Source organism: Vibrio sp. M60_M70, from assembly GCF_037162085.1.
In the GTDB taxonomy this organism is placed as follows: Bacteria; Pseudomonadota; Gammaproteobacteria; order Enterobacterales; family Vibrionaceae; genus Vibrio; species Vibrio diabolicus.
The window spans coordinates 3192710-3219650 of the sequence record NZ_JARLUL010000001.1 but is presented as its reverse complement, the minus strand read 5'-3'; the positions used below and the strand labels follow the sequence as shown (position 1 = coordinate 3219650).

General features: G+C 46.0%; 21 protein-coding genes and 1 pseudogene. 16 read left to right on the top strand and 6 right to left on the bottom strand.

From position 1 onward, the window contains the following. Positions 1-51 precede the first annotated feature (51 nt). The 9 genes from tuf to rpoC all read left to right on the top strand — a co-directional run bounded on the left by tuf (position 52) and on the right by rpoC (position 13544). Positions 52-1236, top strand: a complete 1185-nt coding sequence (tuf, locus tag P4S59_RS14995) for an elongation factor Tu (RefSeq protein ID WP_012841343.1) — start codon at positions 52-54, stop codon at positions 1234-1236. Positions 1237-1502: 266 nt separating this feature from the next. Next, positions 1503-1883: a preprotein translocase subunit SecE gene (gene secE / locus P4S59_RS14990; protein WP_005397258.1), complete on the top strand. Its 381-nt coding sequence runs from the start codon at positions 1503-1505 to the stop codon at positions 1881-1883. Positions 1884-1896: 13 nt separating this feature from the next. Beyond that, positions 1897-2445 (top strand): transcription termination/antitermination protein NusG, encoded by a 549-nt coding sequence (gene nusG, locus P4S59_RS14985; RefSeq protein WP_005384681.1) that lies wholly within the window; start codon positions 1897-1899, stop codon positions 2443-2445. Positions 2446-2609: 164 nt separating this feature from the next. Then, positions 2610-3038 (top strand): 50S ribosomal protein L11, encoded by a 429-nt coding sequence (gene rplK / locus P4S59_RS14980; protein WP_005384682.1) that lies wholly within the window; start codon positions 2610-2612, stop codon positions 3036-3038. 4 nt (positions 3039-3042) lie between these two features. Further along, positions 3043-3744 carry a 50S ribosomal protein L1 gene (gene rplA / locus P4S59_RS14975; protein WP_005384683.1) on the top strand — a complete coding sequence of 234 codons (702 nt, stop codon included), beginning with the start codon at positions 3043-3045 and terminating at the stop codon, positions 3742-3744. A gap of 293 nt (positions 3745-4037) precedes the next feature. Further along, positions 4038-4532: a 50S ribosomal protein L10 gene (gene rplJ, locus P4S59_RS14970; protein ID WP_005397270.1), complete on the top strand. Its 495-nt coding sequence runs from the start codon at positions 4038-4040 to the stop codon at positions 4530-4532. 57 nt (positions 4533-4589) lie between these two features. Next, on the top strand, positions 4590-4958 hold the full coding sequence (rplL, locus tag P4S59_RS14965; protein ID WP_005397273.1) for a 50S ribosomal protein L7/L12: 369 nt from the start codon (positions 4590-4592) through the stop codon (positions 4956-4958). A 251-nt stretch (positions 4959-5209) separates the two neighbouring features. Beyond that, positions 5210-9238, top strand: coding sequence for a DNA-directed RNA polymerase subunit beta (gene rpoB, locus P4S59_RS14960; protein WP_005397275.1), 4029 nt, complete (start codon positions 5210-5212; stop codon positions 9236-9238). A gap of 103 nt (positions 9239-9341) precedes the next feature. Then, entirely contained in the window at positions 9342-13544 is a 4203-nt protein-coding gene (gene rpoC / locus P4S59_RS14955; protein ID WP_005397277.1) for a DNA-directed RNA polymerase subunit beta', read from the top strand. A gap of 187 nt (positions 13545-13731) precedes the next feature. On the opposite strand, the gene P4S59_RS14950 is transcribed toward rpoC, so the two are convergent. After that, on the bottom strand, positions 13732-14223 hold the full coding sequence (locus tag P4S59_RS14950; RefSeq protein WP_031780615.1) for an Rsd/AlgQ family anti-sigma factor: 492 nt from the start codon (positions 14221-14223) through the stop codon (positions 13732-13734). Between the two features lie 177 nt (positions 14224-14400). Between P4S59_RS14950 and nudC the strand changes: the two genes are divergently transcribed. After that, positions 14401-15198: an NAD(+) diphosphatase gene (gene nudC / locus P4S59_RS14945; protein WP_104971045.1), complete on the top strand. Its 798-nt coding sequence runs from the start codon at positions 14401-14403 to the stop codon at positions 15196-15198. Between the two features lie 246 nt (positions 15199-15444). Further along, on the top strand, positions 15445-16512 hold the full coding sequence (hemE, locus tag P4S59_RS14940) for a uroporphyrinogen decarboxylase (protein WP_005397282.1): 1068 nt from the start codon (positions 15445-15447) through the stop codon (positions 16510-16512). 238 nt (positions 16513-16750) lie between these two features. On the opposite strand, the gene P4S59_RS14935 is transcribed toward hemE, so the two are convergent. After that, the gene (locus P4S59_RS14935; protein ID WP_301948608.1) at positions 16751-17323 is read right to left on the bottom strand and encodes a uracil-DNA glycosylase family protein; all 573 of its coding nucleotides are present in this window, start codon (positions 17321-17323) and stop codon (positions 16751-16753) included. Between the two features lie 2 nt (positions 17324-17325). Further along, the gene (locus P4S59_RS14930) at positions 17326-18249 is read right to left on the bottom strand and encodes a D-2-hydroxyacid dehydrogenase (RefSeq protein WP_258662124.1); all 924 of its coding nucleotides are present in this window, start codon (positions 18247-18249) and stop codon (positions 17326-17328) included. 65 nt (positions 18250-18314) lie between these two features. Here P4S59_RS14930 and P4S59_RS14925 point away from each other — a divergent pair, with 65 nt between their 5' ends. Then, the gene (locus P4S59_RS14925) at positions 18315-18902 is read left to right on the top strand and encodes a YjaG family protein (protein ID WP_005382520.1); all 588 of its coding nucleotides are present in this window, start codon (positions 18315-18317) and stop codon (positions 18900-18902) included. An 80-nt stretch (positions 18903-18982) separates the two neighbouring features. Here the strand turns inward: P4S59_RS14925 and P4S59_RS14920 are convergent, their stop codons facing one another. Then, positions 18983-20116, bottom strand: coding sequence for a hemolysin family protein (locus tag P4S59_RS14920; protein WP_005397285.1), 1134 nt, complete (start codon positions 20114-20116; stop codon positions 18983-18985). A 253-nt stretch (positions 20117-20369) separates the two neighbouring features. Between P4S59_RS14920 and hupA the strand changes: the two genes are divergently transcribed. Continuing rightward, on the top strand, positions 20370-20642 hold the full coding sequence (hupA, locus tag P4S59_RS14915) for a nucleoid-associated protein HU-alpha (protein WP_005382524.1): 273 nt from the start codon (positions 20370-20372) through the stop codon (positions 20640-20642). 39 nt (positions 20643-20681) lie between these two features. After that, complete coding sequence (locus P4S59_RS14910; RefSeq protein WP_186437774.1) at positions 20682-21380, top strand: DUF1481 domain-containing protein; 699 nt, start codon at positions 20682-20684, stop codon at positions 21378-21380. Between the two features lie 82 nt (positions 21381-21462). On the opposite strand, the gene purD is transcribed toward P4S59_RS14910, so the two are convergent. Both purD and purH read right to left on the bottom strand, forming a co-directional pair. After that, a complete protein-coding gene (gene purD, locus P4S59_RS14905; RefSeq protein ID WP_053808510.1) occupies positions 21463-22752 on the bottom strand; it encodes a phosphoribosylamine--glycine ligase in 1290 nt (429 codons plus the stop codon). A 154-nt stretch (positions 22753-22906) separates the two neighbouring features. Further along, a complete protein-coding gene (purH, locus tag P4S59_RS14900; RefSeq protein ID WP_085344624.1) occupies positions 22907-24499 on the bottom strand; it encodes a bifunctional phosphoribosylaminoimidazolecarboxamide formyltransferase/IMP cyclohydrolase in 1593 nt (530 codons plus the stop codon). 265 nt (positions 24500-24764) lie between these two features. Between purH and zntR the strand changes: the two genes are divergently transcribed. Continuing rightward, complete coding sequence (gene zntR / locus P4S59_RS14895; protein WP_005397290.1) at positions 24765-25163, top strand: Zn(2+)-responsive transcriptional regulator; 399 nt, start codon at positions 24765-24767, stop codon at positions 25161-25163. 163 nt (positions 25164-25326) lie between these two features. Then, a pseudogene (gene cadC, locus P4S59_RS14890) lies at positions 25327-26894 on the top strand (lysine decarboxylation/transport transcriptional activator CadC). The last annotated feature ends 47 nt before the right edge of the window (positions 26895-26941 follow it).

Below are 26941 nucleotides of genomic sequence, written 5' to 3'. Positions count from 1 at the left end.
GGTTGCGTGGTCAATTTGGGCCACCTAAATCCGTACCTAGAGGGACCACTCATGTCTAAAGAAAAATTTGAACGTACGAAACCGCACGTTAACGTTGGTACTATCGGCCACGTTGACCACGGTAAAACAACTCTAACTGCAGCTATCTGTACTACTCTTGCTAAAGTTTACGGCGGTGTAGCTAAAGACTTCGCATCTATCGATAACGCTCCAGAAGAGCGTGAGCGCGGTATCACAATCGCAACTTCTCACGTTGAGTACGACACTCCAACTCGTCACTACGCACACGTTGACTGTCCAGGACACGCGGACTACGTTAAAAACATGATCACTGGTGCTGCACAGATGGACGGTGGTATCCTAGTTGTTGCTGCGACAGATGGCCCAATGCCACAAACTCGTGAGCACATCCTACTAGGCCGTCAGGTTGGTATCCCATACATCATCGTATTCATGAACAAATGTGACATGGTTGACGATGAAGAGCTACTAGAACTAGTAGAAATGGAAGTTCGTGAACTTCTATCTGAATACGATTTCCCAGGTGATGACCTACCAGTTATCCAAGGTTCTGCACTAGGCGCACTAAACGGCGAAGAGCAGTGGGAAGCGAAAATCGTTGAACTAGCTGAAGCTCTAGATACTTACATCCCTGAGCCAGAGCGTGCGGTAGATCAGCCATTCCTAATGCCTATCGAAGACGTATTCTCAATCCAAGGTCGTGGTACAGTAGTAACTGGCCGTATCGAGCGTGGTATCCTAACTGTAGGTGACGAAGTTGCTATCGTAGGTATCAAAGACACTACTACTACTACATGTACTGGTGTTGAGATGTTCCGTAAGCTTCTAGACGAAGGCCGTGCAGGTGAGAACGTTGGTGCACTTCTACGTGGTACTAAGCGTGACGAAGTTGAACGTGGTCAAGTACTAGCGAAGCCTGGTTCAATCACTCCACACACTAAGTTCGAATCAGAAGTATACGTACTGTCTAAAGATGAAGGTGGTCGTCACACTCCATTCTTCAAAGGCTACCGTCCACAGTTCTACTTCCGTACAACTGACGTAACTGGTGACATCCAGCTACCAGAAGGCGTAGAAATGGTAATGCCAGGTGACAACGTACAGATGACTGTTGAGCTAATCGCACCAATCGCAATGGACGAAGGTCTACGTTTCGCGATCCGTGAAGGTGGCCGTACAGTAGGTGCTGGTGTTGTTGCTAAGATCTTCGACTAATTCATAGCGAATTAGCGATGCTTTCGGAAAATCTTGAATTAGATTTGACGAACCAGTAGCAAAAAGGGCATCATTTGATGCCCTTTTTCTGCACTCAACATTATTTTTGCTGTTTTCTTGTTCAGAAGTGGGTTGGGCGCAGAGCAAGATTAAGCAAAGATGCTTAATCTTAAGAAGAGTACGCTGATTTTTTCAGCGATATGGAGTTTGCCCTGCAACAGCGGGGTTGTTGTCGTCTATATTAAGACTTGTAACAGGTTGGTTTTATGAAAGCAAATAATGCTGAAACTCCTGATAGCTCAAACGCAGCAGATACGTTTAAGTGGTTAGCCGCTTTCGTATTGGCAGCTGCCGCTGTTGTGGGTAATTACCTGTATGGTGAAATGTCTGTAGTGGTTCGTGCTGCAGGCGTTGTTGTTCTTATTGCAGCTGCCTTAGGCGTTGCAGCAACAACGACTAAAGGTAAAGCAGCGATCAGTTTTGCAAAAGAATCGCGTATGGAAGTACGTAAAGTTGTTTGGCCTACTCGCCAAGAAACCATGCAAACAACACTGATCGTTTTAGCTGTAAGTATTGTAATGGCTCTAGTGCTATGGGGTATTGACGGAATTATGGTTCGTCTAGTAGCTCTAGCAACTGGGGTATAGAGGGTTTTTATTCATGAGTGAAGCTCCAAAAAAACGCTGGTATGTGGTTCAAGCCTTCTCTGGATTTGAAGGTCGTGTAGCTCAATCTCTGCGCGAGCATATCAAAATGCACGGCATGGAAGAGCTATTCGGTGAAGTACTGGTTCCTACTGAAGAAGTAGTAGAAATGCGCGCGGGTCAGCGTCGCAAATCTGAGCGTAAGTTCTTCCCAGGTTACGTCCTTGTTCAGATGATTATGAACGATGAATCATGGCACCTAGTACGCAGTGTGCCGCGTGTCATGGGCTTCATTGGTGGTACCTCAGACCGTCCGGCACCTATCACGGATAAAGAGGCTGACGCGATTCTTAATCGTCTTGAGAAAGCGAGTGAAGCGCCTCGTCCACGTACAATGTACGAAGCGGGTGAAGTGGTACGTGTTAACGAAGGTCCATTTGCTGACTTCAACGGTACTGTTGAAGAAGTGGATTACGAGAAGAGCCGCCTGAAAGTGTCTGTCTCGATCTTTGGTCGTGCGACACCAGTTGAGCTTGAATTTGGTCAGGTTGAAAAGCTGGACTAAGACTCTTCGTTAAAGAGTATAAAAAATCACCTTTTTAGGGTTGTATAAGGCGCGGATTATGACTATAATTTCGCGCCTTTTTACTTCAAGTGAAGTAAAAAGTTTCTTACACAAACGGGGAGCTGATCCGCGATTAGCGTTTGTACCCAAACTTAGGAATTATCATGGCTAAGAAAGTTGAAGCTTACATCAAGCTACAAGTTGCTGCTGGTATGGCTAACCCTAGTCCACCAGTAGGTCCTGCACTAGGTCAACACGGTGTGAACATCATGGAATTCTGTAAAGCGTTCAACGCAAAAACAGAATCTATTGAGAAAGGTCTACCAACTCCAGTAGTTATCACAGTATACAGCGACCGTTCTTTCACGTTCGTAACTAAGACTCCACCTGCTGCTGTTCTTCTTAAGAAAGCTGCTGGCGTTAAGTCTGGTTCAGGTCGTCCAAACACTGAAAAAGTTGGTACTGTAACTGACGCTCAAATCCAAGAAATCGCAGAAACTAAAGCTGCTGATATGACTGGTGCTGACATCGAAGCGATGAAGCGTTCTATCGCTGGTACTGCTCGTTCAATGGGCCTAGTGGTAGAGGGTTAATAAGATGGCAAAACTAACTAAGCGCATGCGCGTAATCCGCGAAAAAGTTGACGTAACTAAAGAATACGAAATCAACGAAGCTGTAGCTCTTCTTCAAGAACTAGCGACTGCGAAATTCGTTGAGTCTGTAGACGTTGCTGTTAACCTAGGCATTGATGCTCGTAAATCTGACCAGAACGTACGTGGTGCAACTGTACTACCTCACGGTACTGGCCGCGAAATCCGCGTTGCAGTGTTCACTCAAGGTGCTAACGCTGAAGCAGCTAAAGAAGCTGGCGCAGACATCGTAGGTATGGAAGATCTTGCTGAGCAAGTTAAGAAAGGCGAAATGAACTTTGACGTAGTTGTTGCTTCTCCAGATGCAATGCGCGTTGTAGGTCAACTAGGTACTATCCTAGGTCCTCGCGGTCTTATGCCAAACCCTAAAGTTGGTACTGTAACTCCTAACGTTGCTGAAGCGGTTAAAAACGCTAAAGCTGGTCAGGTTCGTTACCGTAACGACAAAAACGGCATCATCCACACTACTATCGGTAAAGCAAACTTCTCTGCTGAGCAGATCAAAGAGAACCTAGAAGCACTTCTAGTTGCTCTGAAGAAAGCTAAGCCATCTTCAGCGAAAGGTACTTTCCTGAAGAAAGTAAGCATCTCTACTACTATGGGTGCTGGTGTTGCTGTTGATCAGGCTAGCCTGAACACTCAAGCATAATTTATTTGCTTAGGCGCAAAATTAGTGTATAATTTTGCGCCTAATATTTGTGGTTGGGGCTGAACTTTGGTTCTTTGAACTGTCTCCTAGTTCGAAATGAATTAAGACCCAGTCTCCGTCCAAGACCGTAGGTGTTTGTGTAAAAGCAAACTTAATTATCCTACGTAGATGGTGCCCGAACTGACAGAAAGCTCTATGTAATATAGTTAACTTTCTTCTGGGGAAGCACCTCAATAGCTCTCACTGTCGTGATGATAGTGAGTGGTGTAACGACAACCAGGAGTAAATCCAAGATGGCTTTAAACCTTCAAGACAAAAAAGCAATTGTTGCTGAAGTCAACGAAGCTGCCAGTGGTGCACTTTCTGCAGTTGTAGCTGATTCTCGTGGCGTTCAAGTTGGCGCGATGACTTCTCTACGTAAACAAGCTCGTGAAGCTGGCGTTTACATGAGAGTTGTTCGTAACACTCTTGCTCGTCGTGCGGTTGAAGGTACTGAGTACGAGTGTCTAACTGACACTTTCACTGGTCCTACACTAATCGCATTCTCTAATGAGCACCCAGGTGCTGCAGCGCGTCTTTTCAAAGACTTCGCTAAAGAGAACAAAGATTTCGAGATCAAAGCTGCTGCTTATGAAGGCGCTTTAACTGACGCTGAAGTACTAGCAACACTACCAACTTACGACGAAGCAATTGCACGCCTAATGATGTGCATGAAAGAAGCTTCGGCTGGCAAGCTGGCGCGTACTATCGCAGCTATCCGCGATCAAAAACAAGAAGCAGCGGCATAAGCCTTGCTTTTTACTGGTTGCTTAATAAACTTATTGTTGACTTAAAAGAGAATTGTTATGTCTATTACTAACGAGCAAATCCTAGACGCAGTTGCAGAAATGTCTGTAATGCAAGTTGTTGAACTAATCGAAGCAATGGAAGAGAAATTCGGTGTTTCTGCTGCTGCTGCTGTTGTAGCTGGCGGCGCTGCTGGCGGCGAAGCTGCTGCTGAGCAAACTGAATTCGACGTAATCCTAGAAGCTGCTGGCGGTAACAAAGTTGCTGTAATCAAAGCAGTACGTGGCGCAACTGGCCTAGGTCTTAAAGAAGCTAAAGCTCTTGTAGACGGCGCTCCAGCACCTCTTAAAGAAGGTGTTGAGAAAGCAGAAGCTGAAGCTCTTAAAGCTCAGCTAGAAGAAGCTGGTGCAACTGTTGCTGTTAAGTAATTATTGCATAGTTTCTTAGCCTAACGGCTAATTGGCTGGTGGTTTTTTAACCACCGGCCTTTTTGCGCTGTAGGGTATAGGCGAATTTTCCCGCTGTTTAAGCGCCTGATATCCATGCAAAAAACATTTCATTCTTACGAAATGAAATGTCACTACAGTAAACAGCTATATTAGTCACTGTCCCTTACCCCCTTAAGTAACTAGGAGCGGGCGGACAGTTTGGGTCACTTATCAGCGAGCTGAGGAACCCCATGGTTTACTCTTATACCGAGAAAAAGCGCATCCGTAAGGACTTTGGTACTCGTCCACAAGTTTTGGACATTCCATACCTGCTATCGATCCAGCTCGATTCGTTCGACAAATTCATCGAACAGGATCCTGAAGGTCAATACGGTCTTGAAGCCGCTTTCCGTTCTGTATTCCCGATTCAGAGCTACAACGGCAATTCTGAGCTGCAATACGTTAGCTACCGTCTTGGTGAGCCAGTTTTTGACGTTAAAGAATGTCAAATCCGCGGTGTAACTTACTCAAAGCCACTACGTGTAAAACTACGCCTAGTTATCTTTGATAAAGACGCGCCAGCAGGTACTGTAAAAGACATTAAAGAACAAGAAGTCTACATGGGTGAAATTCCACTCATGACAGACAATGGTACCTTCGTAATTAACGGTACCGAGAGGGTTATCGTATCCCAGCTGCACCGAAGCCCAGGCGTGTTCTTCGACAGCGATAAGGGTAAGACCCACTCTTCAGGTAAAGTTTTATACAACGCACGTGTTATTCCTTACCGTGGTTCATGGCTTGATTTCGAGTTTGATCCTAAGGATAACTTGTACGTTCGTATCGACCGCCGTCGTAAGCTACCAGCATCGATCATCCTTCGTGCACTAGGTAAGTCGACAGAAGAAATCCTAGATCTCTTCTTCGAGAAAGTGAACTTCGAAGTGAAAGACCAAACTCTATTGATGGAGTTGGTTCCAGATCGTCTACGTGGTGAAACTGCGTCGTTCGACATCGAAGCGAATGGTAAAGTTTACGTTGAGCAAGGTCGTCGCGTAACAGCTCGTCATATCCGCCAACTAGAAAAAGATGGTGTTGATCACATCGAAGTACCAGTTGAGTACATCGTAGGTAAAGTTGCATCAAAAGATTACATCAATGAAGCAACTGGCGAGATCATTGTTAACGCTAACCAGGAAATCAGCCTGGAAGCACTAGCGAACCTATCTCAGGCTGGCCACAAAGCGCTAGAAGTTCTATTTACGAACGATCTAGACCACGGTCCATTCATGTCAGAAACACTACGTATCGACAGCACGGTTGATCGTATTTCTGCATTGGTAGAAATCTACCGCATGATGCGCCCTGGTGAGCCGCCAACAAAAGAAGCTGCAGAAGCTCTATTCGAAAGCCTATTCTTCTCTGAAGAGCGTTACGATCTATCGACTGTTGGTCGTATGAAGTTCAACAGCTCTATCGGTCGTGAAGATGCTCAAGAGCAAGGCACACTTGATGAAACTGATATCATCGAAGTGATGAAGAAGCTGATCGCGATCCGTAACGGTAAGGGCGAAGTGGACGATATCGACCACCTAGGCAACCGTCGTATCCGTTCTGTAGGCGAAATGGCTGAGAACCAGTTCCGTGTAGGTCTAGTACGTGTTGAGCGTGCAGTTAAAGAGCGTCTAAGCCTAGGCGATCTTGACGCAATCATGCCTCAAGACTTGATCAACGCGAAGCCAATTTCTGCGGCAGTTAAAGAATTCTTTGGCTCTTCACAGCTTTCACAGTTCATGGACCAAAACAACCCGCTATCAGAAGTAACGCACAAGCGTCGTATTTCTGCATTGGGTCCTGGCGGTCTAACTCGTGAACGTGCTGGCTTCGAAGTACGTGACGTACACGTAACGCACTACGGTCGTCTATGTCCTATCGAAACGCCTGAAGGTCCAAACATCGGTCTGATCAACTCTCTATCTGCGTTTGCGCGTTGTAACGAGTACGGTTTCCTAGAGACACCATACCGTCGCGTTGTAGATGGCGTAGTAACAGACGAAGTAGATTACCTGTCTGCAATCGAAGAAGGCCAATTTGTTATCGCTCAGGCGAACGCTAAGCTAAACGAAGATGGTACTTTTGCAGATGAGCTGATCACAGCTCGTCAGAAAGGTGAATCTGGTCTACACCCTCGTGAGCACGCTCAGTACATGGACGTTGCGACAAACCAGGTTGTATCTATCGCTGCATCGCTTATCCCGTTCCTAGAACACGATGATGCGAACCGTGCATTGATGGGTGCGAACATGCAACGTCAGGCAGTTCCGACACTGAAAGCTGACAAACCGCTTGTTGGTACTGGTATTGAACGTAACGTAGCCGTTGACTCAGGTGTAACTGCAGTTGCGAAACGTGGTGGTGTAATCCAGTCAGTAGATGCTTCTCGTATCGTTGTTAAAGTAAACGAAGAAGAGCTAGTACCAGGTGAAGCTGGTATCGATATCTACAACCTGACTAAATACACACGTTCTAACCAGAACACATGTATTAACCAACGCCCATGTGTGATGCCAGGTGAACCTGTATCACGCGGTGACGTGCTTGCTGATGGTCCTTCGACAGACCTAGGTGAGCTAGCGCTTGGTCAAAACATGCGTATCGCGTTCATGCCTTGGAACGGTTACAACTTCGAAGACTCGATCTTAGTATCTGAGCGCGTAGTTCAAGAAGACCGCTTCACGACAATCCACATTCAAGAACTTACTTGTGTGGCGCGTGATACTAAGCTGGGCTCTGAAGAGATTACAGCTGATATTCCAAACGTAGGTGAATCTGCTCTGTCTAAACTAGACGAGTCAGGTATCGTTTACATCGGTGCTGAAGTTAAGGGTGGCGACATCCTAGTTGGTAAAGTAACACCTAAAGGTGAAACTCAGCTAACGCCTGAAGAGAAGCTACTACGTGCTATCTTCGGTGAAAAAGCATCTGATGTTAAAGATACTTCACTACGTGTACCTAACTCTGTATCAGGTACGATCATCGACGTTCAAGTCTTCACTCGCGATGGCGTAGAGAAAGACAAGCGTGCGCTTGAAATCGAACAGATGCAGCTTAAAGAAGCGAAGAAAGACCTAACTGAAGAATTCCAGATTCTTGAGGGTGGCCTTCTAAACCGTGTTAAAGCTGTATTGATTGAAGGCGGTTACTCTGAAGCGAAATTAGACACGACTGATCGTAAGAAGTGGCTAGAGCTAACGCTAGAAGATGACGCACTACAAACTCAGCTTGAGCAACTTGCTGAGCAGTGGGACGAGCTAAAAGCTGACTTCGATAAGAAGTTCGAAACTAAACGTCGTAAGATCACTCAAGGTGATGATTTAGCACCTGGCGTACTGAAGATCGTTAAGGTTTACCTAGCGGTTAAACGTCGCATTCAGCCTGGTGATAAGATGGCGGGTCGTCACGGTAACAAGGGTGTAATCTCTAAGATCAACCCTGTTGAAGACATGCCATACGATGAAAAAGGTCAGCCTGTAGACATCGTACTTAACCCACTGGGTGTACCTTCGCGTATGAACATCGGTCAGATCCTAGAAGTGCACTTAGGTCTGGCAGCGAAAGGTATCGGTGACAAGATCAACCAGATGGTTAAAGAGCAGCAAGAACTAGCGAAATTCCGTGAGTTCCTACAAAAAGTTTACGACCTAGGCGACACTCGCCAGAAAGTAGACATTGCTTCTCTATCTGATGATGAAGTACGTACTCTGATCAAGAACTTGCGTGGCGGTCTACCAATCGCGACTCCTGTATTTGATGGTGCTCCAGAAGAGTCAATCAAAGCACTTCTTGAGCTAGCAGATCTACCAACATCAGGTCAGCTAACGCTATTTGATGGTCGCACAGGTGATGCGTTTGAGCGTCCTGTAACTGTTGGTTACATGTACATGCTGAAACTGAACCACCTTGTTGATGACAAGATGCACGCTCGTTCAACTGGTTCGTACAGCCTAGTAACTCAGCAGCCACTAGGTGGTAAAGCTCAGTTCGGTGGTCAGCGTTTCGGTGAGATGGAAGTATGGGCACTAGAAGCATACGGTGCTGCTTACACGCTACAAGAAATGCTAACGGTTAAGTCGGATGACGTTAACGGCCGTACTAAGATGTACAAAAACATCGTAGACGGTAACCACAGCATGGAACCTGGCATGCCAGAATCGTTCAACGTACTGTTGAAAGAGATCCGCTCGCTAGGTATCAACATCGAGCTAGAAGACGAAGAGTAATCCTTTCTCTCTTGATGAAAGTCGAGAGAATCAAAGCGATTATTTGGAAGAAGGTGCTCACTTTAGCGAGTGAGCTCCTTTTAACTCCTTACAGGAGCTGATTGTGAAAGACTTATTAAACTTTCTAAAAGCACAGCATAAGACCGAAGAATTTGATGCAATCAAAATCGGTCTATCTTCACCAGACATGATCCGTTCATGGTCTTTTGGTGAAGTTAAAAAACCTGAAACGATCAACTATCGTACGTTCAAACCTGAACGCGATGGTCTGTTCTGTGCGCGTATCTTTGGTCCAGTTAAAGACTACGAATGTCTTTGTGGTAAGTACAAGCGCCTGAAGCACCGTGGTGTTATCTGTGAGAAGTGTGGTGTAGAAGTTACACAAACTAAAGTTCGTCGTGACCGTATGGGCCACATTGAACTGGCTTCACCAGTAGCTCACATCTGGTTCCTAAAATCGCTACCGTCTCGTATCGGTCTACTGATGGATATCCCTCTACGTGATATCGAACGTGTTCTTTACTTCGAAATGTACGTAGTAACAGAACCAGGTATGACTGATCTAGAAAAAGGTCAGATGCTTACGGAAGAAGAGTATCTAGATCGTCTAGAAGAGTGGGGCGACGAGTTCACTGCTAAGATGGGTGCGGAAGCTATCAAGGACCTACTAGGTTCTATGGATATGCACGCTGAAGCAGAACAAATGCGTGAAGAGTTAGAGACAACAAACTCTGAAACTAAGCGTAAGAAAGTAACTAAGCGTCTTAAGCTGGTAGAAGCGTTCATCGCATCGGGTAACAACCCAGAGTGGATGATCCTAACAGTACTTCCAGTACTTCCGCCAGATCTACGTCCTCTAGTACCTCTAGATGGCGGTCGCTTTGCGACTTCTGATCTTAACGATCTATACCGTCGTGTGATCAACCGTAACAACCGTTTGAAGCGTCTTCTAGAGCTAGCTGCTCCGGACATCATCGTACGTAACGAAAAACGTATGCTGCAAGAGTCTGTTGATGCGCTACTAGATAACGGTCGTCGTGGTCGTGCGATCACAGGTTCTAACAAGCGTCCTCTGAAATCTCTTGCTGATATGATCAAGGGTAAACAAGGTCGTTTCCGTCAGAACCTTCTAGGTAAACGTGTAGACTACTCTGGCCGTTCTGTAATCACAGTAGGTCCATACCTTCGTCTGCACCAGTGTGGTCTTCCTAAGAAGATGGCACTTGAGCTATTCAAACCATTCATCTACAGCAAGCTAGAGACTCGTGGTCTTGCGACTACAATCAAAGCTGCTAAGAAAATGGTAGAGCGTGAAGAAGCGGTCGTTTGGGATATCCTAGACGAAGTAATCCGTGAACACCCAGTACTATTGAACCGTGCACCGACACTTCACCGTCTCGGTATCCAGGCGTTCGAACCAGTACTAATCGAAGGTAAAGCGATTCAGCTACACCCACTTGTATGTGCGGCGTACAACGCGGACTTCGATGGTGACCAAATGGCGGTTCACGTACCTCTAACTCTAGAGGCACAGCTTGAAGCTCGTACTCTGATGATGTCGACAAACAACATTCTGTCGCCAGCGTCAGGTGATCCGATCATCGTACCTTCTCAGGACGTTGTATTGGGTCTGTACTACATGACTCGTGAAAAGATCAACGTGAAAGGTGAAGGCATGTACCTTTCTGGCCCAGAAGAGGCTGAGAAAGCATACCGCACTAAACAAGCTGAGCTTCATGCACGCGTTAAAGTACGTATTACAGAAACCGTTGTAGACGAAGACGGCAACAGCACTACTGAAACTAAGATGGTAGATACCACTGTTGGTCGTGCAATGCTATGGCAAATCGTGCCAGCTGGTCTACCGTACAGCATCGTTAACCAAAAGCTAGGTAAGAAGCAAATCTCTAACCTACTTAACGAGGCGTACCGTAAACTAGGTCTGAAAGACACGGTAATCTTCGCTGACCAAATCATGTACACAGGTTTCGCATACGCGGCACTTTCTGGTGTATCTGTTGGTATCGACGATATGGTTGTACCAGCAGCTAAGTACACTGAAATCGCTGAAGCGGAAGAAGAAGTACGTGAAATCCAGGAACAGTACCAATCAGGTCTTGTTACTGCGGGCGAACGCTACAACAAAGTTATCGATATCTGGGCATCGACCAACGACCGTGTTGCGAAAGCAATGATGGAAAACCTTTCATCTGAAACGGTAGTTAACCGTGATGGTGAAGAGGAACAGCAAGAGTCATTCAACAGCATCTACATGATGGCGGACTCGGGCGCTCGTGGTTCTGCAGCACAGATTCGTCAGCTTGCGGGTATGCGTGGTCTGATGGCGCGTCCAGATGGTTCAATCATCGAAACGCCGATCACAGCGAACTTTAAAGAAGGTCTAAACGTACTTCAGTACTTTATCTCAACGCACGGTGCTCGTAAGGGTCTTGCGGATACGGCACTGAAAACAGCGAACTCGGGTTACCTAACTCGTCGTCTAGTAGACGTTGCTCAAGACGTTGTTGTAACTGAACATGACTGTGGCACTCACGAGGGTGTTGACATGATGCCTCACATCGAGGGTGGTGATGTTAAAGTTGCACTTTCTGAGCTTGCTCTTGGTCGCGTTGTTGCTGAAGACGTACTAAAACCTGGCACTGAAGACGTTCTTATTCCACGTAACACCCTGATCGATGAGAAGTGGTGTCAAATCATGGAAGAGAACTCAGTAGACAGCATGAAAGTGCGCTCTGTAGTAACGTGTGATTCTGACTTCGGTTGTTGTGCACAGTGTTACGGTCGTGACCTAGCACGTGGTCACCTAGTGAACCAAGGTGAAGCAGTAGGTGTTATCGCTGCTCAGTCTATCGGTGAACCAGGTACACAGCTTACCATGCGTACGTTCCACATCGGTGGTGCGGCATCGACAGCAGCGGCAGAGAACAGTGTTCAAGTTAAGAACAACGGTTCTATCAAGCTACACAACGCTAAATCTGTACTGGCAGATGACGGTAAGATCGTTATCACTTCTCGTGCGACAGAGTTAACTATTATTGATGAGTTTGGTCGTACGAAAGAGAAACACAAACTGCCTTACGGTACGCTACTAAGCAAAGGCGATGGCGATACAGTTCAAGCTGGCGAAACAGTTGCAAACTGGGAAGCGCACACACTACCTATCATTACTGAGGTAGCAGGTCGCATCCAGTTCGTAGATATGATCGACGGCGTAACAGTATCTCGTCAAACTGATGACCTAACTGGTCTATCTTCAAGCGAAGTAACTGACCCAGCAGCTCGCCCTTCAGCAGGTAAAGATATGCGTCCAGCTATCAAACTTGTTGACGAGCAAGGTAACGATGTAATGATCCCTGGTACTGATATGCCAGCTCACTACTTCCTACCTGGTAAAGCGATTGTAAACATCGAAGATGGCGCAGCAGTAGGTGTTGGTGCGACACTAGCACGTATTCCTCAGAAGTCTGGCGGTAACAAAGATATCACCGGTGGTCTTCCACGAGTTGCTGACCTATTTGAAGCACGTAAGCCGAAAGAGCCTGCAATCCTTGCTGAGCACACAGGTACTGTGAGCTTCGGTAAAGAGACCAAAGGTAAACGTCGCTTAGTGATCACACGTGAAAGCGGTGAAGCTTACGAAGAGATGATTCCTAAGCATCGTCAGTTGAACGTATTCGAAGGTGAAAAAGTTGAACGTGGTGACGTGATCGCAGATGGTCCAGAGTCTCCACACGACATCCTACGTCTACGTGGCGTACACGCGGTAACGCAGTACATTGCTAACGAAGTACAGGAAGTTTACCGTCTACAAGGCGTTAAGATTAACGATAAGCACATTGAAACTATCGTTCGTCAGATGCTACGTAAGTGTACTATTACTCACTCTGGTGACTCTGAGTTCCTACCTGGTGAGCAGATTGAGTACTCACAAGTTAAGATTGCTAACCGTAACCTAGAAGCTGAAGGCAAAGAGCCTGCACGTTTCGAACGTGAACTACTAGGTATCACTAAAGCATCTCTAGCGACTGAGTCGTTCATCTCTGCGGCATCGTTCCAGGAGACAACTCGCGTACTAACAGAAGCAGCAGTTTCTGGTAAGCGTGACGACCTACGTGGTCTGAAAGAGAACGTAATTGTTGGTCGTCTGATCCCAGCTGGTACTGGTTTCGCATACCACCAAGAGCGTCAAGCTAAACGTTCTGAAGCGCAAGATGGTCCTTCTGCTGAGCAAGCAACGGACAACCTAGCGGCACTTCTAAACGCTGGTTTCTCTTCTGAAGAGTAAGCCATTTAACGAGTAATCGTTAGAAGCTTAAGAAAAAAGGCACCTTCGGGTGCCTTTTTAGTTTTTATCCTGCCTTTTTCTTCGAGAGGGTTCTTAGAGAAGGTAATAGTGCTAAGGCTAGAAACAAAAAAGACCGACGATGATCGTCAGTCTTTTCTATCCTTCAGTCTCTGAATGTTCGCAAACACTAAGCCCCTGGGGGCATAGACAGACTTTCTGCGATCTGCTGTATCAGATAGTCCTCGACTTCAAATCGAGTCTCAAGAATTTCGCCAATGAGACACATATCAGAATCGAAATCATCTAATTCATCATCTTCAGTAACTTCTGAGTACTTATCGTTAAAGTTCAATAGTGGTTCAGTTGTCAGGACTATTTGACCATAAGTTTGATTGATTTCATTGGTCACGACAAAGCCAGTCGCTTTCCAGCGATCCATAACCATGTCATAGATTTTAAAATGGCCCTCGGAGATGTAATCAACGAGATGCTGACAGAAATCCTGCAATTCGGAAGGAGATGGGAGTTCAATAACATTGGTTTTCGAACAAGGTTGCAGTGCTGCAAGCTTACAATATTCAACAATCAGGGATTGTCTTGTCTCTAACCAGTGATCAATGACATCACTTGAGCCACCCCACTGGTCTTGTGTTTGTTTGAATTTTTTTAGCATGACCATGCCCTCATGATCTGATCGCCTGTTGGCGAACGTATCCTTTGCAAAGCAAAGTTAGTAAAGTTATTACAAACTCTTGTCCTTACTAGAATTTAGAGTGCGAATTTACTTAACGACAAACTCTAGTATGAAATTAGATTGCCAGTAAAATGAACGAACTTCAAGCAAAGGGATGGTGTAATGTTAAGAAAAGGTGATGTTAACCGCGCGATAAATGCATACTGGTGTGTTGTTGCAGGAAGTGAAATTTGGCTGGTGGATGGTGCTGTGCCTTTCGGGTCTGCAGAGCAGTTATCACTGCCTGAAGTGAGTGCAAGGCCCATTGGTGAGTATTCAGGTTCGCCCGTCATGTGGCTTAATTTGTCTGATCTGGAGCATGATCTACCATTAGTCTCACTGCGCGACTGCCTGCATTTTCCTGAGCCATTATTTATGTTGTTAAGTAAAGCGGTCCAGTATGGGCACATGACGCAAAGTCTGCGTTTTTGCCCACAGTGCGGTGGAAGAAACTTTCTTAATAATAACCAGTTAGCTATGCAGTGTGGCGAATGCCGTACTCTCCATTATCCTCGAATATTTCCGTGTATTATCGTTGCTGTGCGTAAAGAGAACCAGATCTTATTGGCTCAACATCCAAGGCATCGAAATGGTATGTATACCGTTATTGCTGGCTTCTTAGAAGTTGGTGAGACATTAGAAGAGTGTGTGGCTCGAGAAATTCATGAAGAAACAGGAATTCTCGTTAAAAATATTCGTTACTTTGGCAGCCAGCCTTGGGCTTTCCCATCGAGCATGATGATGGGGTTTTTAGCTGACTATGAATCGGGAGAGTTAAGTCCAGACTACACTGAGTTGTCTGATGCACAATGGTTTGGTATCGATGAGATGCCGCCTGTTGCGCCTAAAGGAACGATTGCAAGAGCACTTATCGAACAAACGCTGAAAGATATAGACTCTAATTATCTGATAAATAGATAAAAAAACCCTCCGAGAGGGAGGGGGTAAGTAAGATGTCGTTATGAGATGCTGAGTACTAAGTACTCAGTTTATAATTGTAGTTTTCGCTAGCGAACAAATTTTTAACACTGATACCGATTGGGTGCAAATTAAGCATTGATTTAAAAGTTAATAACTTGATCCAGGTTGCAAAGCACACAGCTATTGGACTTAAATCAGTGATAGAATACCCCCTTTCACAGAAAGCCTAACAGTTGGAATTACGGAATGACTGAATTAAAAAATGATCGTTATCTGCGTGCGCTTTTAAAAGAGCCGGTAGATTACACGCCAGTATGGATGATGCGCCAGGCAGGTCGTTACCTACCAGAATACAAAGCGACTCGTGCAGAAGCGGGTGATTTCATGTCTTTGTGTCGAAATGCAGAATTAGCATCCGAAGTGACACTTCAACCATTACGCCGTTTTCCTCTTGATGCTGCGATCTTATTCTCGGACATCTTAACGATTCCAGATGCCATGGGGCTTGGTTTGCGTTTTGCTGCGGGTGAAGGACCTGTTTTTGATAACCCAATTACATGCAAAGCTGACGTGGAAAAAATTGGTTTGCCAGATCCAGAAGGTGAACTGCAATATGTAATGAACGCAGTACGTCAGATCCGTAAAGACCTTAAGGGTGAAGTGCCGTTAATTGGCTTCTCTGGTAGCCCGTGGACTCTTGCTACGTACATGATCGAAGGTGGCAGTTCTAAAGCCTTCACCAAGATCAAGAAAATGATGTACGCGGAACCACAAACTCTGCACTTACTTCTAGATAAGCTGGCAGACAGCGTTATCGAGTACCTAAACGCGCAAATTAAAGCAGGCGCGCAGTCGGTAATGGTATTTGACACATGGGGTGGCGTACTGACGCCTCGTGACTACAATCTGTTCTCGCTACAATACATGCACAAGATCGTTGATGGTCTGATTCGTGAAAACGATGGTCGTCGTGTACCAGTAACATTATTCACTAAGAATGGCGGCATGTGGCTTGAGCAAATCGCAGCAACGGGCTGTGATGCAGTTGGTCTAGACTGGACAATCAACATTGCAGACGCGAAAGCACGTATCGGTGATAAAGTGGCGCTGCAAGGTAACATGGACCCATCCATGCTTTACGCTTCGCCAGAGCGCATCCGTGAAGAAGTAGCGGATATCCTAGAAGGATTTGGTGATACGGGGACTGGTCATGTGTTCAACCTGGGTCACGGTATCCACTTGGATGTACCGCCAGAAAACGCAGGCGTGTTTGTGGATGCGGTACACGAGTTATCTAAGCCATACCACAAGTAAGTTAGATTTTTTGAAATCAAATGCCGGCATTCAGTGCCGGTATTTTTTTACCTAAAATTCAGTTTTCTATCTGAGACTCAAGGCTGTACAGCTCTAGTAGTATTTGGCCTACTATGATCTAATTGCTATTTAGTCTGTACGCTTATTTTTTAATTTTATTATAAACAATATCTTAGCGGTTTGTGTTTGTGTGCTCATTTTCTTGTACAGATAAAAAAGCAATTAGATCATGGGTAACCTAAAGCATCGAGTGAACGCGTTTTTTAAGGTACGGCACGACGTCTGATTCAAACCAAGGATTCTTCTTTAACCACAATGTATTGCGTGGAGATGGGTGAGGGAGCGGGATAAAGTCCGGTTCCCAATCTTGCCATTGCTGAACGGTTTGCGTGAGCGTCTTTGGTTTGTTGGTGAGATAGTACTGCTGCGAGTACTGACCAATTAATAGAGTGAGCTCTATATTGGGCAGCTGCTCAAGAATCTTTCTATGCCAAGTGGGCGCACATTCTTTACGAGGCGGTAAATCACCAGAGTTCCCTTTGCCTGGATAACAGAATCCCATTGGGACAATGGCAATTTTATTTGGGTCGTAGAAAACGTCTTTGTCGATATCGAGCCATTGGCGTAATCGATCACCACTTGGGTCATTCCAAGGTATCGAAGTTTTGTGTACACGTGTGCCTGGGGCCTGACCGATGATTAGGATGCGTGCCCCTTTTGCTGCTTGTACGACAGGGTTTGCGCCCAAAGGTAAATTATCCGCGCAGATCTGGCAGGCCCTCACTTGCTGCAATAGCTCGTCTAACGACATTCTTAGTAACCCTTTTCGAAGTCCACTTGATAATTTAATGAAAACCCATCACGCCAGCGTAGATAGTTGTCAGCAAAAATCTCGATGACTTGCTCGGGAAAACTCAGCGCAGCAATGTGTGGAGTGATGGTGACTTGCGGTAGTTTCCAAAACGGATGTTCTACCGATAACGGTTCTTGCTCAAATACATCTAAGAAGGCGTGTTCTACCCAACGGTTTTTCAGAGCGAAGAGCAACCCTGCCTCATCCAGTACGTCGCCACGACCTACGTTAAACAATAACGCCTGATTTAGTTGGCTGAGCGTTTGACGATTAAGTAACTGTTGCGTCTCCGGTGTACTTGGTAGGGTATTCACAACAATGTCGGCTTGTTCAAATGCCTTACTTAGTTCACTGATATGAAAGGTCTGATTAAATTCACCACCTGAGGTCGGAATACCTGTGCGGTTCATACCGATGGTTTTTATTCCCATTGCTTTAGCGGCATTGCCCAAATAACACCCAATGCTACCAGTACCGAGAATCACCATGGTTTTACTTTGTAATGATGTATAGAGGTGAGGCTGCCATCGTTTGTTTTGTTGTTGCTGGTGGTATCGGTTGAAGTGGCGGTAATGGGCAATACTGTACCCCAGCACATATTCGGCAATCAGTGGGCCAAAGATGCCTCGAACATTGGTCAGGGTGTAGTCCTGACGAAGGTTAGGTAGCATTAGTGCATTGACGCCGGCGAATGTCGATTGTACCCACCCAAGCTGTGAAAACTCGTCTAATCTATTGGATAGTAATGGCGGATCGGCAAGAACTATTTGAGCTTCCTCTGGCTTATCAGTGATGCTCAGATCTGGTAGCTTTCTCTCCGTCAATAACGTTTCGTAGGTGTCACGATGCTCTGAGAGCAGGAAAATCTGATTTGAATGCGGCATTAACTTTTTCCCTGTGATGAATCAAGTACACTTTCGCTGTTTTTTTCTTCAATGATTGAGTGACTATGCTTAAGAATCCTCTTCAGGTTCGTTTAGAAAAACTAGAACCTTGGCAACAAATTACCTTTATGGCGTGTCTATGTGAACGCATGTATCCAAACTATGCGATGTTTTGTGAGAACACAGAATTTGCTGACCCGCGTGCTTACCGAGCGATTCTTGATAGTGTATGGGAAATTTTGACAGTTAAGAACGCGAAAATTAACTTCGAACGTCAATTAGAGAAGTTAGAAGAGTTGTTCCCAAGTGCGGATGAGTTCGATTTTTACGGCGTTTACCCAGCGATGGACGCGTGTCAGGGTTTGTCTACGTTACTGCATGGTCTATTGGACCGCGACTACCTTTTCGATTCAATGCTTAAAGTGAGCCAACAGTCGGTACAAACCGTTGCTGATCTAGAGCAAGCGCAAGGTGCAGAGCCAATAACCAACGACAACCAGAAAGAAAATGAAGCCGTATGTGAAGAATGGGACGTGCAGTGGGCTATTTTCCGTCCACTGCGTGAAGCGGTAGAGCGTGACATCAGCTTGATTAAAGATTTACGTGAAGAGTTACGTGAAGAAGGCGTGAGCAATATCGGTATCGCACTTTAATCGTTGAATAGATAGAAAAAAGGCATCCTAAATGGATGCCTTTTTGTTTGCGGCGTTTGAGCTGTTATGCCCAATGCTGATTACGATTCTTTAGAGCCTGGTTTTGTCGCTTCTTGAGTTTCTGGCTCCTTGTGATGCTTCTCCAGTTCTTCCTCTTCTTCATCGTCATCGCGGCTTTCGATTACGCCGTGCATCTCTTTCCAACTTTCCCAACGTTGGTAAGCCAGCTCCTGCATGTCGGTACTTTTATCCGCTTCATCGATGATTTCTTCACCCACGAGGTGTTCAAAAATATCCTCCAACGTCACCAAGCCTTGCACAGTACCGTATTCGTCAACGACAAGGGCTAGCTGTAGGCGATGAGTCATCATTTGGTCAAACACTTTCGGTAAAGTCGTGTTGTTTAGCACCACTTGAATCGGGCGCATGATTGCTCCCAGTTGTTTCTGTCCACAACCTGATTGTTGGAGTTTGAACAACTCAAGGCGGTGCACAAAACCAATGATGTTGTCTTTCTGCTCGCTATAAACCAATGGGCGTGAGAAAGGCGTATCCTTGTGTTTTTCTAGGAACTCATTGATGGTCATCGTGGCATCGATACGGAATACCACAGGACGTGGCGTCATAACCTGCGTTACAGGTACATCTTGGATGCCCAGCAGGTTGCTTAAGATTTTTGATTCACCCTCGGCAAATTCACCGCTTTCACGTGCCAGAATCGCCATTGCAGACAGTTCATCACGCATTTTCGGAGCTTCGTGGTTACGAGCAAGACGCTTGGTGATTTGCTCTGAAAACCATACGAATGGCGTTAGCGCCCATACCATCCAACGTAATGCGACTGCCGCGGTTGGCGCCAATTGACGCCAGTAAGTTGCGCCAATTGTTTTCGGTACGATTTCTGAAAGCACCAAGATCGCCAGTGTGAGCACTGCCGAAAAGATACCTAATGCTTCGCTACCAAATACCACCGCAGCTTGTGCACCAGCAGTGGCCGCGCCGATGGTATGAGCGATGGTATTTAGAGTTAGAATGGATGCCAATGGCCGGTCGATATCTGATTTTAGCTTAGCCAGTTGCCCAGCTGCGGGATGCCCCTGTTGATTGAGCTGCGCAATGTAGCTCGGACTGATACTCAGCAGTACCGCCTCCAGCACCGAACAGATAAACGAAATGCCGATTGCAATAGAGATATAAATGGATAACAGCAGCATAGTTGCCCTTGAATGTAGTTTGATAGTGGTTATTTGCAGCTATTATAACCGCAAAAGTGCCTTATAAATTGGTCCAAATACCTTGGAAAGCAAGGGTTTTCAGGGGGTATGTGGTAACAAATTGTGAGTTATTACTCATATTATGGCTAAAAGTACGTCAGAAAATCGAAAGATCGCTTACAAACCTTTGCCAGATGGGGCATTTATGTTTTAGAGTGAGACGAATTCGATAACCTATGAGAAGGGAAACCTAATGAACAAGACCCAATTAATCGACTTTATCGCAGAGAAAGCAGACCTATCAAAAGCACAAGCAAAAGCTGCTCTTGAAGCGACTCTTGATGGTGTAACTGGTGCACTTAAAGAGGGTGACCAAGTTCAACTAATTGGTTTTGGTACATTCAAAGTAAACCACCGCGCTGCACGTACTGGTCGTAACCCTAAGACTGGTGACGAGATTCAAATCGCAGCAGCTAACGTACCTGCATTCGTAGCAGGTAAAGCGCTGAAAGAATCAGTAAACTAAGTTAGAATGCACCGAGGTATCCTGCCTCGGTGCAACTTCATGAAAAAACATCTACTCGCTTCACTTCTCTTATCTAGCTTTACCCTTTTTGGCTGTTCGTCGGTTGAAACTCCTAATTTAGAACAATTCACTCACTTCTCTGGCGGCAAAGTTGCTGGAGACGCAAGTAGCTTGTACTGGATGACCGAGAAACTCACTCGCGTGAGTACGGCTGCTGATTACGTAACGATGGGGGATAATGGCTGGTTTCAAAGTGACTACCGTTGGGATGAAGGTGAGCTTCGAGAGTTGATTCGAAAAGGTGAGCAAGTTGATACCAAGCAAGAGTTGGTGCCTTTTCAAATCCACATCCGTTTTAATAAAGATGGCGAAGCGGTTTACCAACAATATCGCGTTAATCGTAAAGTCTTACCACTTCAGCATGAACAATTAGAACGTTACAAGACAGAAGCGAATGATGTAGTGGCGTCGGTTAAGGCGCAGTCTCGTAACAGTCAGAGCCTCATTCAAGGTTATTGGAATGGCCAATCGTTTGAAACCTGCAAAGGTAAAGCGTTCTCGACACTCGAGTTTAATCAGACGTTGCCAAAATTTATTATCGAGCGTCTCTCATCTGTAGACAGTTACGTGGCTTTTGTCGGCAAGCAGTCACGAAATAAAGCAACGGTTGATGAACTGTTGATGCTCAATGATGATGACTTTGATTGTGTAGCACGACCAGCATTACTCGCTGAGTAAGCTTGGTGAGACTTACTAACTGACAGAGTAATAAAAAAGGCGCTGAATGCGCCTTTTGTTTTTTAGCCAACTTAAGTTGTTTTTATTTTTCTTGCTCACGTGCAATCGCACGGTAGCCGATGTCACTGCGATGGAACATGCCGTCCCAACTGATCTGTTTTGCAAGCTCGTAAGCGCGTTGCTGCGCTTCTGATACGCTATTGCCAAGTGCGGTTGCACAAAGAACACGACCGCCGTTTGTTACGATGTTGCCATCTTTATTGTCTGTACCCGCGTGGAAGACTTTCTCGCCTTCAATTTCAACTTGTGGCAGACCAGAGATCACATCGCCTTTGTTGTACGCTGCTGGGTAACCACCGGCTGCGAGTACGATACCAATCGACGCACGTGGATCCCATTTTGATTCCACTTGATCCAGTTTTTGGTCAATCGCAGCCAAGCAAAGATCAACCAGATCCGATTCCATACGCATCATGATTGGTTGTGTCTCTGGATCACCGAAGCGGCAGTTGTACTCGATCACTTTAGGCGTACCATCTTTGTCGATCATCAGACCCGCGTATAGGAAACCTGTGTATGGGTTACCTTCAGACGCCATGCCACGTACCGTTGGGTAAATGACTTCTTCCATGATGCGGTTGTGAATTTCTGGTGTGACCACAGGAGCTGGCGAGTACGCGCCCATGCCACCAGTGTTAGGACCTGTATCTTTGTCACCTACGCGTTTGTGATCTTGGCTGGTGGCCATTGGCAGAACGTTCTCACCATCCACCATCACGATGAAGCTTGCTTCTTCACCATCGAGGAACTCTTCGATAACCACGCGGCTGCCTGCGTCACCAAATGCGTTGCCTGCTAGCATGTCTTTGATTGCGTCTTCGGCTTCTTCTAGAGTCATTGCCACAATCACGCCTTTACCAGCCGCAAGGCCGTCGGCTTTCACCACAATCGGCGCACCTTGCTCACGCACGTAAGCAAGCGCTGGTTCAATTTCTGTGAAGTTTGCGTAAGCACCGGTTGGGATTTGGTGACGAGCAAGGAAGTCTTTAGTAAACGCTTTAGAGCCTTCAAGCTGCGCTGCGGCTTGGGTAGGGCCAAAGATTGGTAAGCCCGCTTCGCGGAACGCATCCACCACACCAATAACCAATGGTGCTTCTGGGCCAACGATAGTCAGTTCAATTACCTTCTCTTTGGCGAAAGCAACAAGGCCAGCGATGTCTTCTACATCGATGTTTACGTTCTCTAGTTTTGGCTCTAGTGCCGTACCTGCGTTGCCTGGAGCAATGAAAATAGTCTCAACATTTGGGTTTTGCGCTGCTTTCCAGCCTAGCGCATGTTCACGACCGCCTGAACCAATGATTAAAACTCGCATATGAAAATCCTTAATCTTATAAATACTGTTTACTCAAAGTATTTGATGATGTGGCTAGGCAACAATTGAGCCCATCCCGGAAACATAGCCAGCTACGTAACCGGGGTGGCCGAAAGCAGTTAACAATGCCACAGTGCCAAATACGATGAGGAAATTAGTGGCGGAAGTGACGCATACCCGTGAAGATCATCGCCATGCCGTGCTCATCGGCTGCTGCGATAACTTCGTCGTCACGCATAGAGCCACCTGGCTGAATTACGCACTTAATGCCGGCTTCTGCTGCGGCATCGATACCGTCGCGGAATGGGAAGAAAGCGTCAGATGCCATTACGCTACCGGCAACTTCTAAGCCTTCATCTGCGGCTTTGATGCCGGCAATTTTCGCTGAGTAAACGCGGCTCATTTGGCCTGCGCCTACACCGATAGTCATGTCGCCTTTCGCGTAAACGATCGCGTTAGATTTCACGTATTTCGCTACTTTCCAGCAGAATAGGGCGTCTTTTAGCTCTTCTTCTGTCGGCTGACGTTTAGACACGACTTTAAGATCGTCTAGGCTTACCATGCCTTGGTCGCGGTCTTGAACCAGTAGACCACCGTTGACGCGTTTTACGTCAAAGCCCGTTGTCTTCGTTGACCACTCGCCACACTCTAGTAGACGTACGTTCTTCTTCGCTGCAACGATTTCAATCGCTTCAGCAGAAACAGAAGGTGCGATAATCACTTCAACGAATTGACGCTCAACGATAGCGCTAGCCGTTTTTGCATCTAGCTCTTGGTTGAATGCAATGATGCCGCCGAACGCTGACGTTGGGTCAGTTTGGTAAGCGCGGTTGTACGCTTCGAGGATGTCTTTACCTAGCGCAACGCCACATGGGTTGGCGTGTTTTACGATTACACATGCAGGCTCGTTGAACTCTTTCACACACTCAAGTGCTGCATCAGTGTCTGCAATGTTGTTGTAAGAGAGGGCTTTACCTTGGATTTGGCGAGCAGTAGAAACAGATGCTTCTTGTGGATTGGCTTCAACGTAGAATGCGGCTGCTTGGTGGCTGTTCTCACCGTAGCGCATGTCTTGCTTCTTCTCGAATTGCTGGTTGAAAGTACGTGGGAATTTAGACTCTTCATCACCTTCTTTGTTCTCACCGTAAGATGGAACCATAGTGCCGAAGTAGTTTGCGATCATGCCATCGTAAGCAGCAGTGTGCTCGAATGCTGCGATAGCAAGGTCGAAACGAGTCTCTAGTGTTAGAGATTTCTCGTTCGCGTCCATTTCAGCGATAACGCGATCGTAATCATGAGCGTTCACAACGATAGTCACGTCTTTGTGATTTTTCGCTGCAGAGCGAACCATCGTTGGGCCGCCGATATCGATGTTTTCAACCGCGTCAGCTAGTGTACAGCCTTCTTTTGCAACGGTTTCTGCGAATGGGTATAGGTTAACAACGACCATGTCGATTGGATTGATGCCATGTTTTGCCATCACGTCGTCATCTTGACCACGACGACCAAGCACACCACCGTGAACTTTCGGGTGAAGCGTTTTAACGCGGCCGTCCATCATTTCTGGGAAACCTGTGTAGTCAGAGACTTCTGTTACTGCGATGCCTTGTTCGGCAAGTAGGCGTGCTGTACCACCAGTAGATAGGATATCGACACCGCGCTCAGCAAGAGCTTGTGCAAACTCAACAATACCTGTTTTGTCTGATACGCTGATAAGCGCACGGCGAATAGGACGAGCGTTATTCATGCTTCCATTTTCCTCAAATTCACGGAGTTAAAGATGTTTGCCAAAAATGAACTTGTTTTTACCTCTTGGGGTAAAATATTGGCCAGTTTTGGTAAAGACCTTTGTCGGATGTTTTCTGGTTAGAAAACAGTCTCCACATTTGATGGCGCGTATTCTAACCAATTTATTACAAAAAAGCTCGCGCAATCGTTTGGCATCTCAAAAATAATTGTGAAAAAGAGGTTCTTTAGCTTTAAAAGTAACGAGATAGTTAATAGGGAAAGTTATGTTTCAGATAGGTGAACTGGCAAAACGTTGTGGTGTGACGGCAGATACGCTGCGTTTTTATGAGAAAAACGCGCTGATAAAGCCCGCAGGTCGAAGTGAATCAGGTTATCGTCTCTATAATGAAGAGAATCAAAAGCAGGTACACTTCATCCTTAAAGGTAAAGAGCTGGGCCTGAGCTTGGATGAGATTAAAGAGCTACTAGAAATCAAACTAGAAGCGACAGAACACAGCTGTGCAGAGGTTAAAGCTATTACTTCTGCTAAGTTAGAGCTGATTGATGGAAAAATTAACGAGCTAACGAAAATTCGCCGAGCTTTGAAGAAGATTAATGATGCTTGCTGTGGTCATACGGACGATGATGCTACTCATTGTTCTATCCTTGCAGCACTTGAGTAGTCTCATTTCTGCATCACTTAACTTAAGTTTGCATTTTTGGCGGCTTGCTTTTCTAGGTGCACGCCGTTTTCCCACCTATAATCTCGCCTTTAGTTACCTGTAGGAATTGACCATTGTTTGATTCCTGCCGTAGCGCTGTCTGTAGATACGAGAGTTTTCATACATGGTTGGAGTCTATTTTCAAATCAATGACTGGGTTTTAAGCGTTGATGAAAATAAGCTGTATCGACAAGATAGGGAAGTTACTGTTGAGCCACGCTTAATTAATCTTCTGCATTTCCTAGCGGAGCATGCGAATGAGGTGTTCAATCGTGAGGAATTGATCCAATACGTTTGGGCGGGGGCGGTTGTGACCGATCAAGTGGTGACTCAGTCCATTTTTGAGTTGCGTAAATTACTGCGGGACGGTCGGGAAGAAAATACCAGCTACGTCATTACAGTGCCGAAACGTGGTTACAAGCTGGTGGCGAATGTGACCCCAATGACACTCGAGGAATTCCTCGCAAGTCGTCATTGTGATTCAGAAACTCTTCCTCCTATTGTTGAAGAACCAGAAGAAGATACTCTACCTATCGCACCTGCCGTCACCTTTCCTGCAGGCCCTCTGACTCGCGCGGTCTGTGAGATGTCTAAAGAGAAAAAGGCCCCTCAGAAAAAAATAAAATCAGTCCGTGGCGCCTGGGGATCATGAACTTCATCTGGATCAGTGTCTTGGTTGTGGTGATGGGCGTGTTTACCTACAAGCAATCGGAAGTGCGTATTACTCAAGCCATCGATACTCACCTTATCGAATTCAAGTTTCAAGATAACTTCACGAGCGAAGGGTTAAGCTATGACTTGGCAGACGGGTTTGCCCAAAAGTTGATGTCTGACATTGCTCAAGTGAGCGATTACCGAGTCATGCTAAAGAAGGCGTCGTTTACTTCTGGCATTGTGCCGGGCAAATCGGTTGTGGTGCGGGTTCGTGAAAATGACGGTGGCAGCTTTTTAGAGGTGGAATATCGCAATAACTCATCTGAAAAGGTGTTGTTTAGTCGTCAATACGCGTTAACCAGCAGCCATTTAAAGACAGTGCTTCAACAAGCGTCGTTAGACTTGATGCAAGTCCTGAAAGTACCGGATGCCAAGCTGAAATCCACGATGCTGGTGGCGGGAATGCCAATTAACCCAGATGCTTTGGAGCTGTTTGTTCAAGCTAACCATTATCTCAATGTCTCGGATGCCAAGCAGTTTCGCCAAGGCGTCAACTTGATGGAAAACATTTTAGAAATTGAGCCAGATAACGCTTACGTTCAGGCAGAGTTATTAATTGCTTACCACGTGCAGAAGGTGCTCGATTTTTCACAGGAGTTGAAGAAAGGGCGAGTGCAGCAGTTGAGTGACGAACTAGAAACTAACGTAAAAATGATGGTTGGGCCAATTCAACCGCGAATTTATGAAGCTTTAGCCTTGCACGAAACCATTATTGGTGACATGGCTTCAGCCAAGCAGCATCTTGGGCAGGCTTTGAGGTTACGTGATTCGGTGCTTTCTTATGTGATTCGTGGTAAGCACGCTGAATTGGATGGTGATCTGGATTTGGCCAGTGAGCCTTACAGCGAAGCTTTCTATATTGATACGTCGGTTGAGACGTACCTGCTGTGCGAAAACTTGGTCTTCCCAAGTAACATGAAGGCGATTGATTACGCCATGTATCGCGCTGTTCATCCTTCTGTCGTTCGAATGCTTTAATTCTCTCTCACTCTACGTCAGTTTAATACTAGCCCCTCATTTCGGTG

Coding starts and splice junctions, on each gene's coding strand:
- nudC (WP_104971045.1), top strand. CDS start 14,401: ATGTTAAGAAAAGGTGATGTTAACCGCGCGATAAATGCATACTGGTGT.
- rplK (WP_005384682.1), top strand. CDS start 2,610: ATGGCTAAGAAAGTTGAAGCTTACATCAAGCTACAAGTTGCTGCTGGT.
- zntR (WP_005397290.1), top strand. CDS start 24,765: ATGTTTCAGATAGGTGAACTGGCAAAACGTTGTGGTGTGACGGCAGAT.
- rplA (WP_005384683.1), top strand. CDS start 3,043: ATGGCAAAACTAACTAAGCGCATGCGCGTAATCCGCGAAAAAGTTGAC.
- P4S59_RS14910 (WP_186437774.1), top strand. CDS start 20,682: ATGAAAAAACATCTACTCGCTTCACTTCTCTTATCTAGCTTTACCCTT.
- P4S59_RS14920 (WP_005397285.1), bottom strand. CDS start 20,116: ATGCTGCTGTTATCCATTTATATCTCTATTGCAATCGGCATTTCGTTT.
- nusG (WP_005384681.1), top strand. CDS start 1,897: ATGAGTGAAGCTCCAAAAAAACGCTGGTATGTGGTTCAAGCCTTCTCT.
- P4S59_RS14935 (WP_301948608.1), bottom strand. CDS start 17,323: ATGTCGTTAGACGAGCTATTGCAGCAAGTGAGGGCCTGCCAGATCTGC.
- tuf (WP_012841343.1), top strand. CDS start 52: ATGTCTAAAGAAAAATTTGAACGTACGAAACCGCACGTTAACGTTGGT.
- secE (WP_005397258.1), top strand. CDS start 1,503: ATGAAAGCAAATAATGCTGAAACTCCTGATAGCTCAAACGCAGCAGAT.
- rplL (WP_005397273.1), top strand. CDS start 4,590: ATGTCTATTACTAACGAGCAAATCCTAGACGCAGTTGCAGAAATGTCT.
- P4S59_RS14925 (WP_005382520.1), top strand. CDS start 18,315: ATGCTTAAGAATCCTCTTCAGGTTCGTTTAGAAAAACTAGAACCTTGG.
- hupA (WP_005382524.1), top strand. CDS start 20,370: ATGAACAAGACCCAATTAATCGACTTTATCGCAGAGAAAGCAGACCTA.
- P4S59_RS14930 (WP_258662124.1), bottom strand. CDS start 18,249: ATGCCGCATTCAAATCAGATTTTCCTGCTCTCAGAGCATCGTGACACC.
- hemE (WP_005397282.1), top strand. CDS start 15,445: ATGACTGAATTAAAAAATGATCGTTATCTGCGTGCGCTTTTAAAAGAG.
- rpoB (WP_005397275.1), top strand. CDS start 5,210: ATGGTTTACTCTTATACCGAGAAAAAGCGCATCCGTAAGGACTTTGGT.
- purH (WP_085344624.1), bottom strand. CDS start 24,499: ATGAATAACGCTCGTCCTATTCGCCGTGCGCTTATCAGCGTATCAGAC.
- rplJ (WP_005397270.1), top strand. CDS start 4,038: ATGGCTTTAAACCTTCAAGACAAAAAAGCAATTGTTGCTGAAGTCAAC.
- purD (WP_053808510.1), bottom strand. CDS start 22,752: ATGCGAGTTTTAATCATTGGTTCAGGCGGTCGTGAACATGCGCTAGGC.
- P4S59_RS14950 (WP_031780615.1), bottom strand. CDS start 14,223: ATGGTCATGCTAAAAAAATTCAAACAAACACAAGACCAGTGGGGTGGC.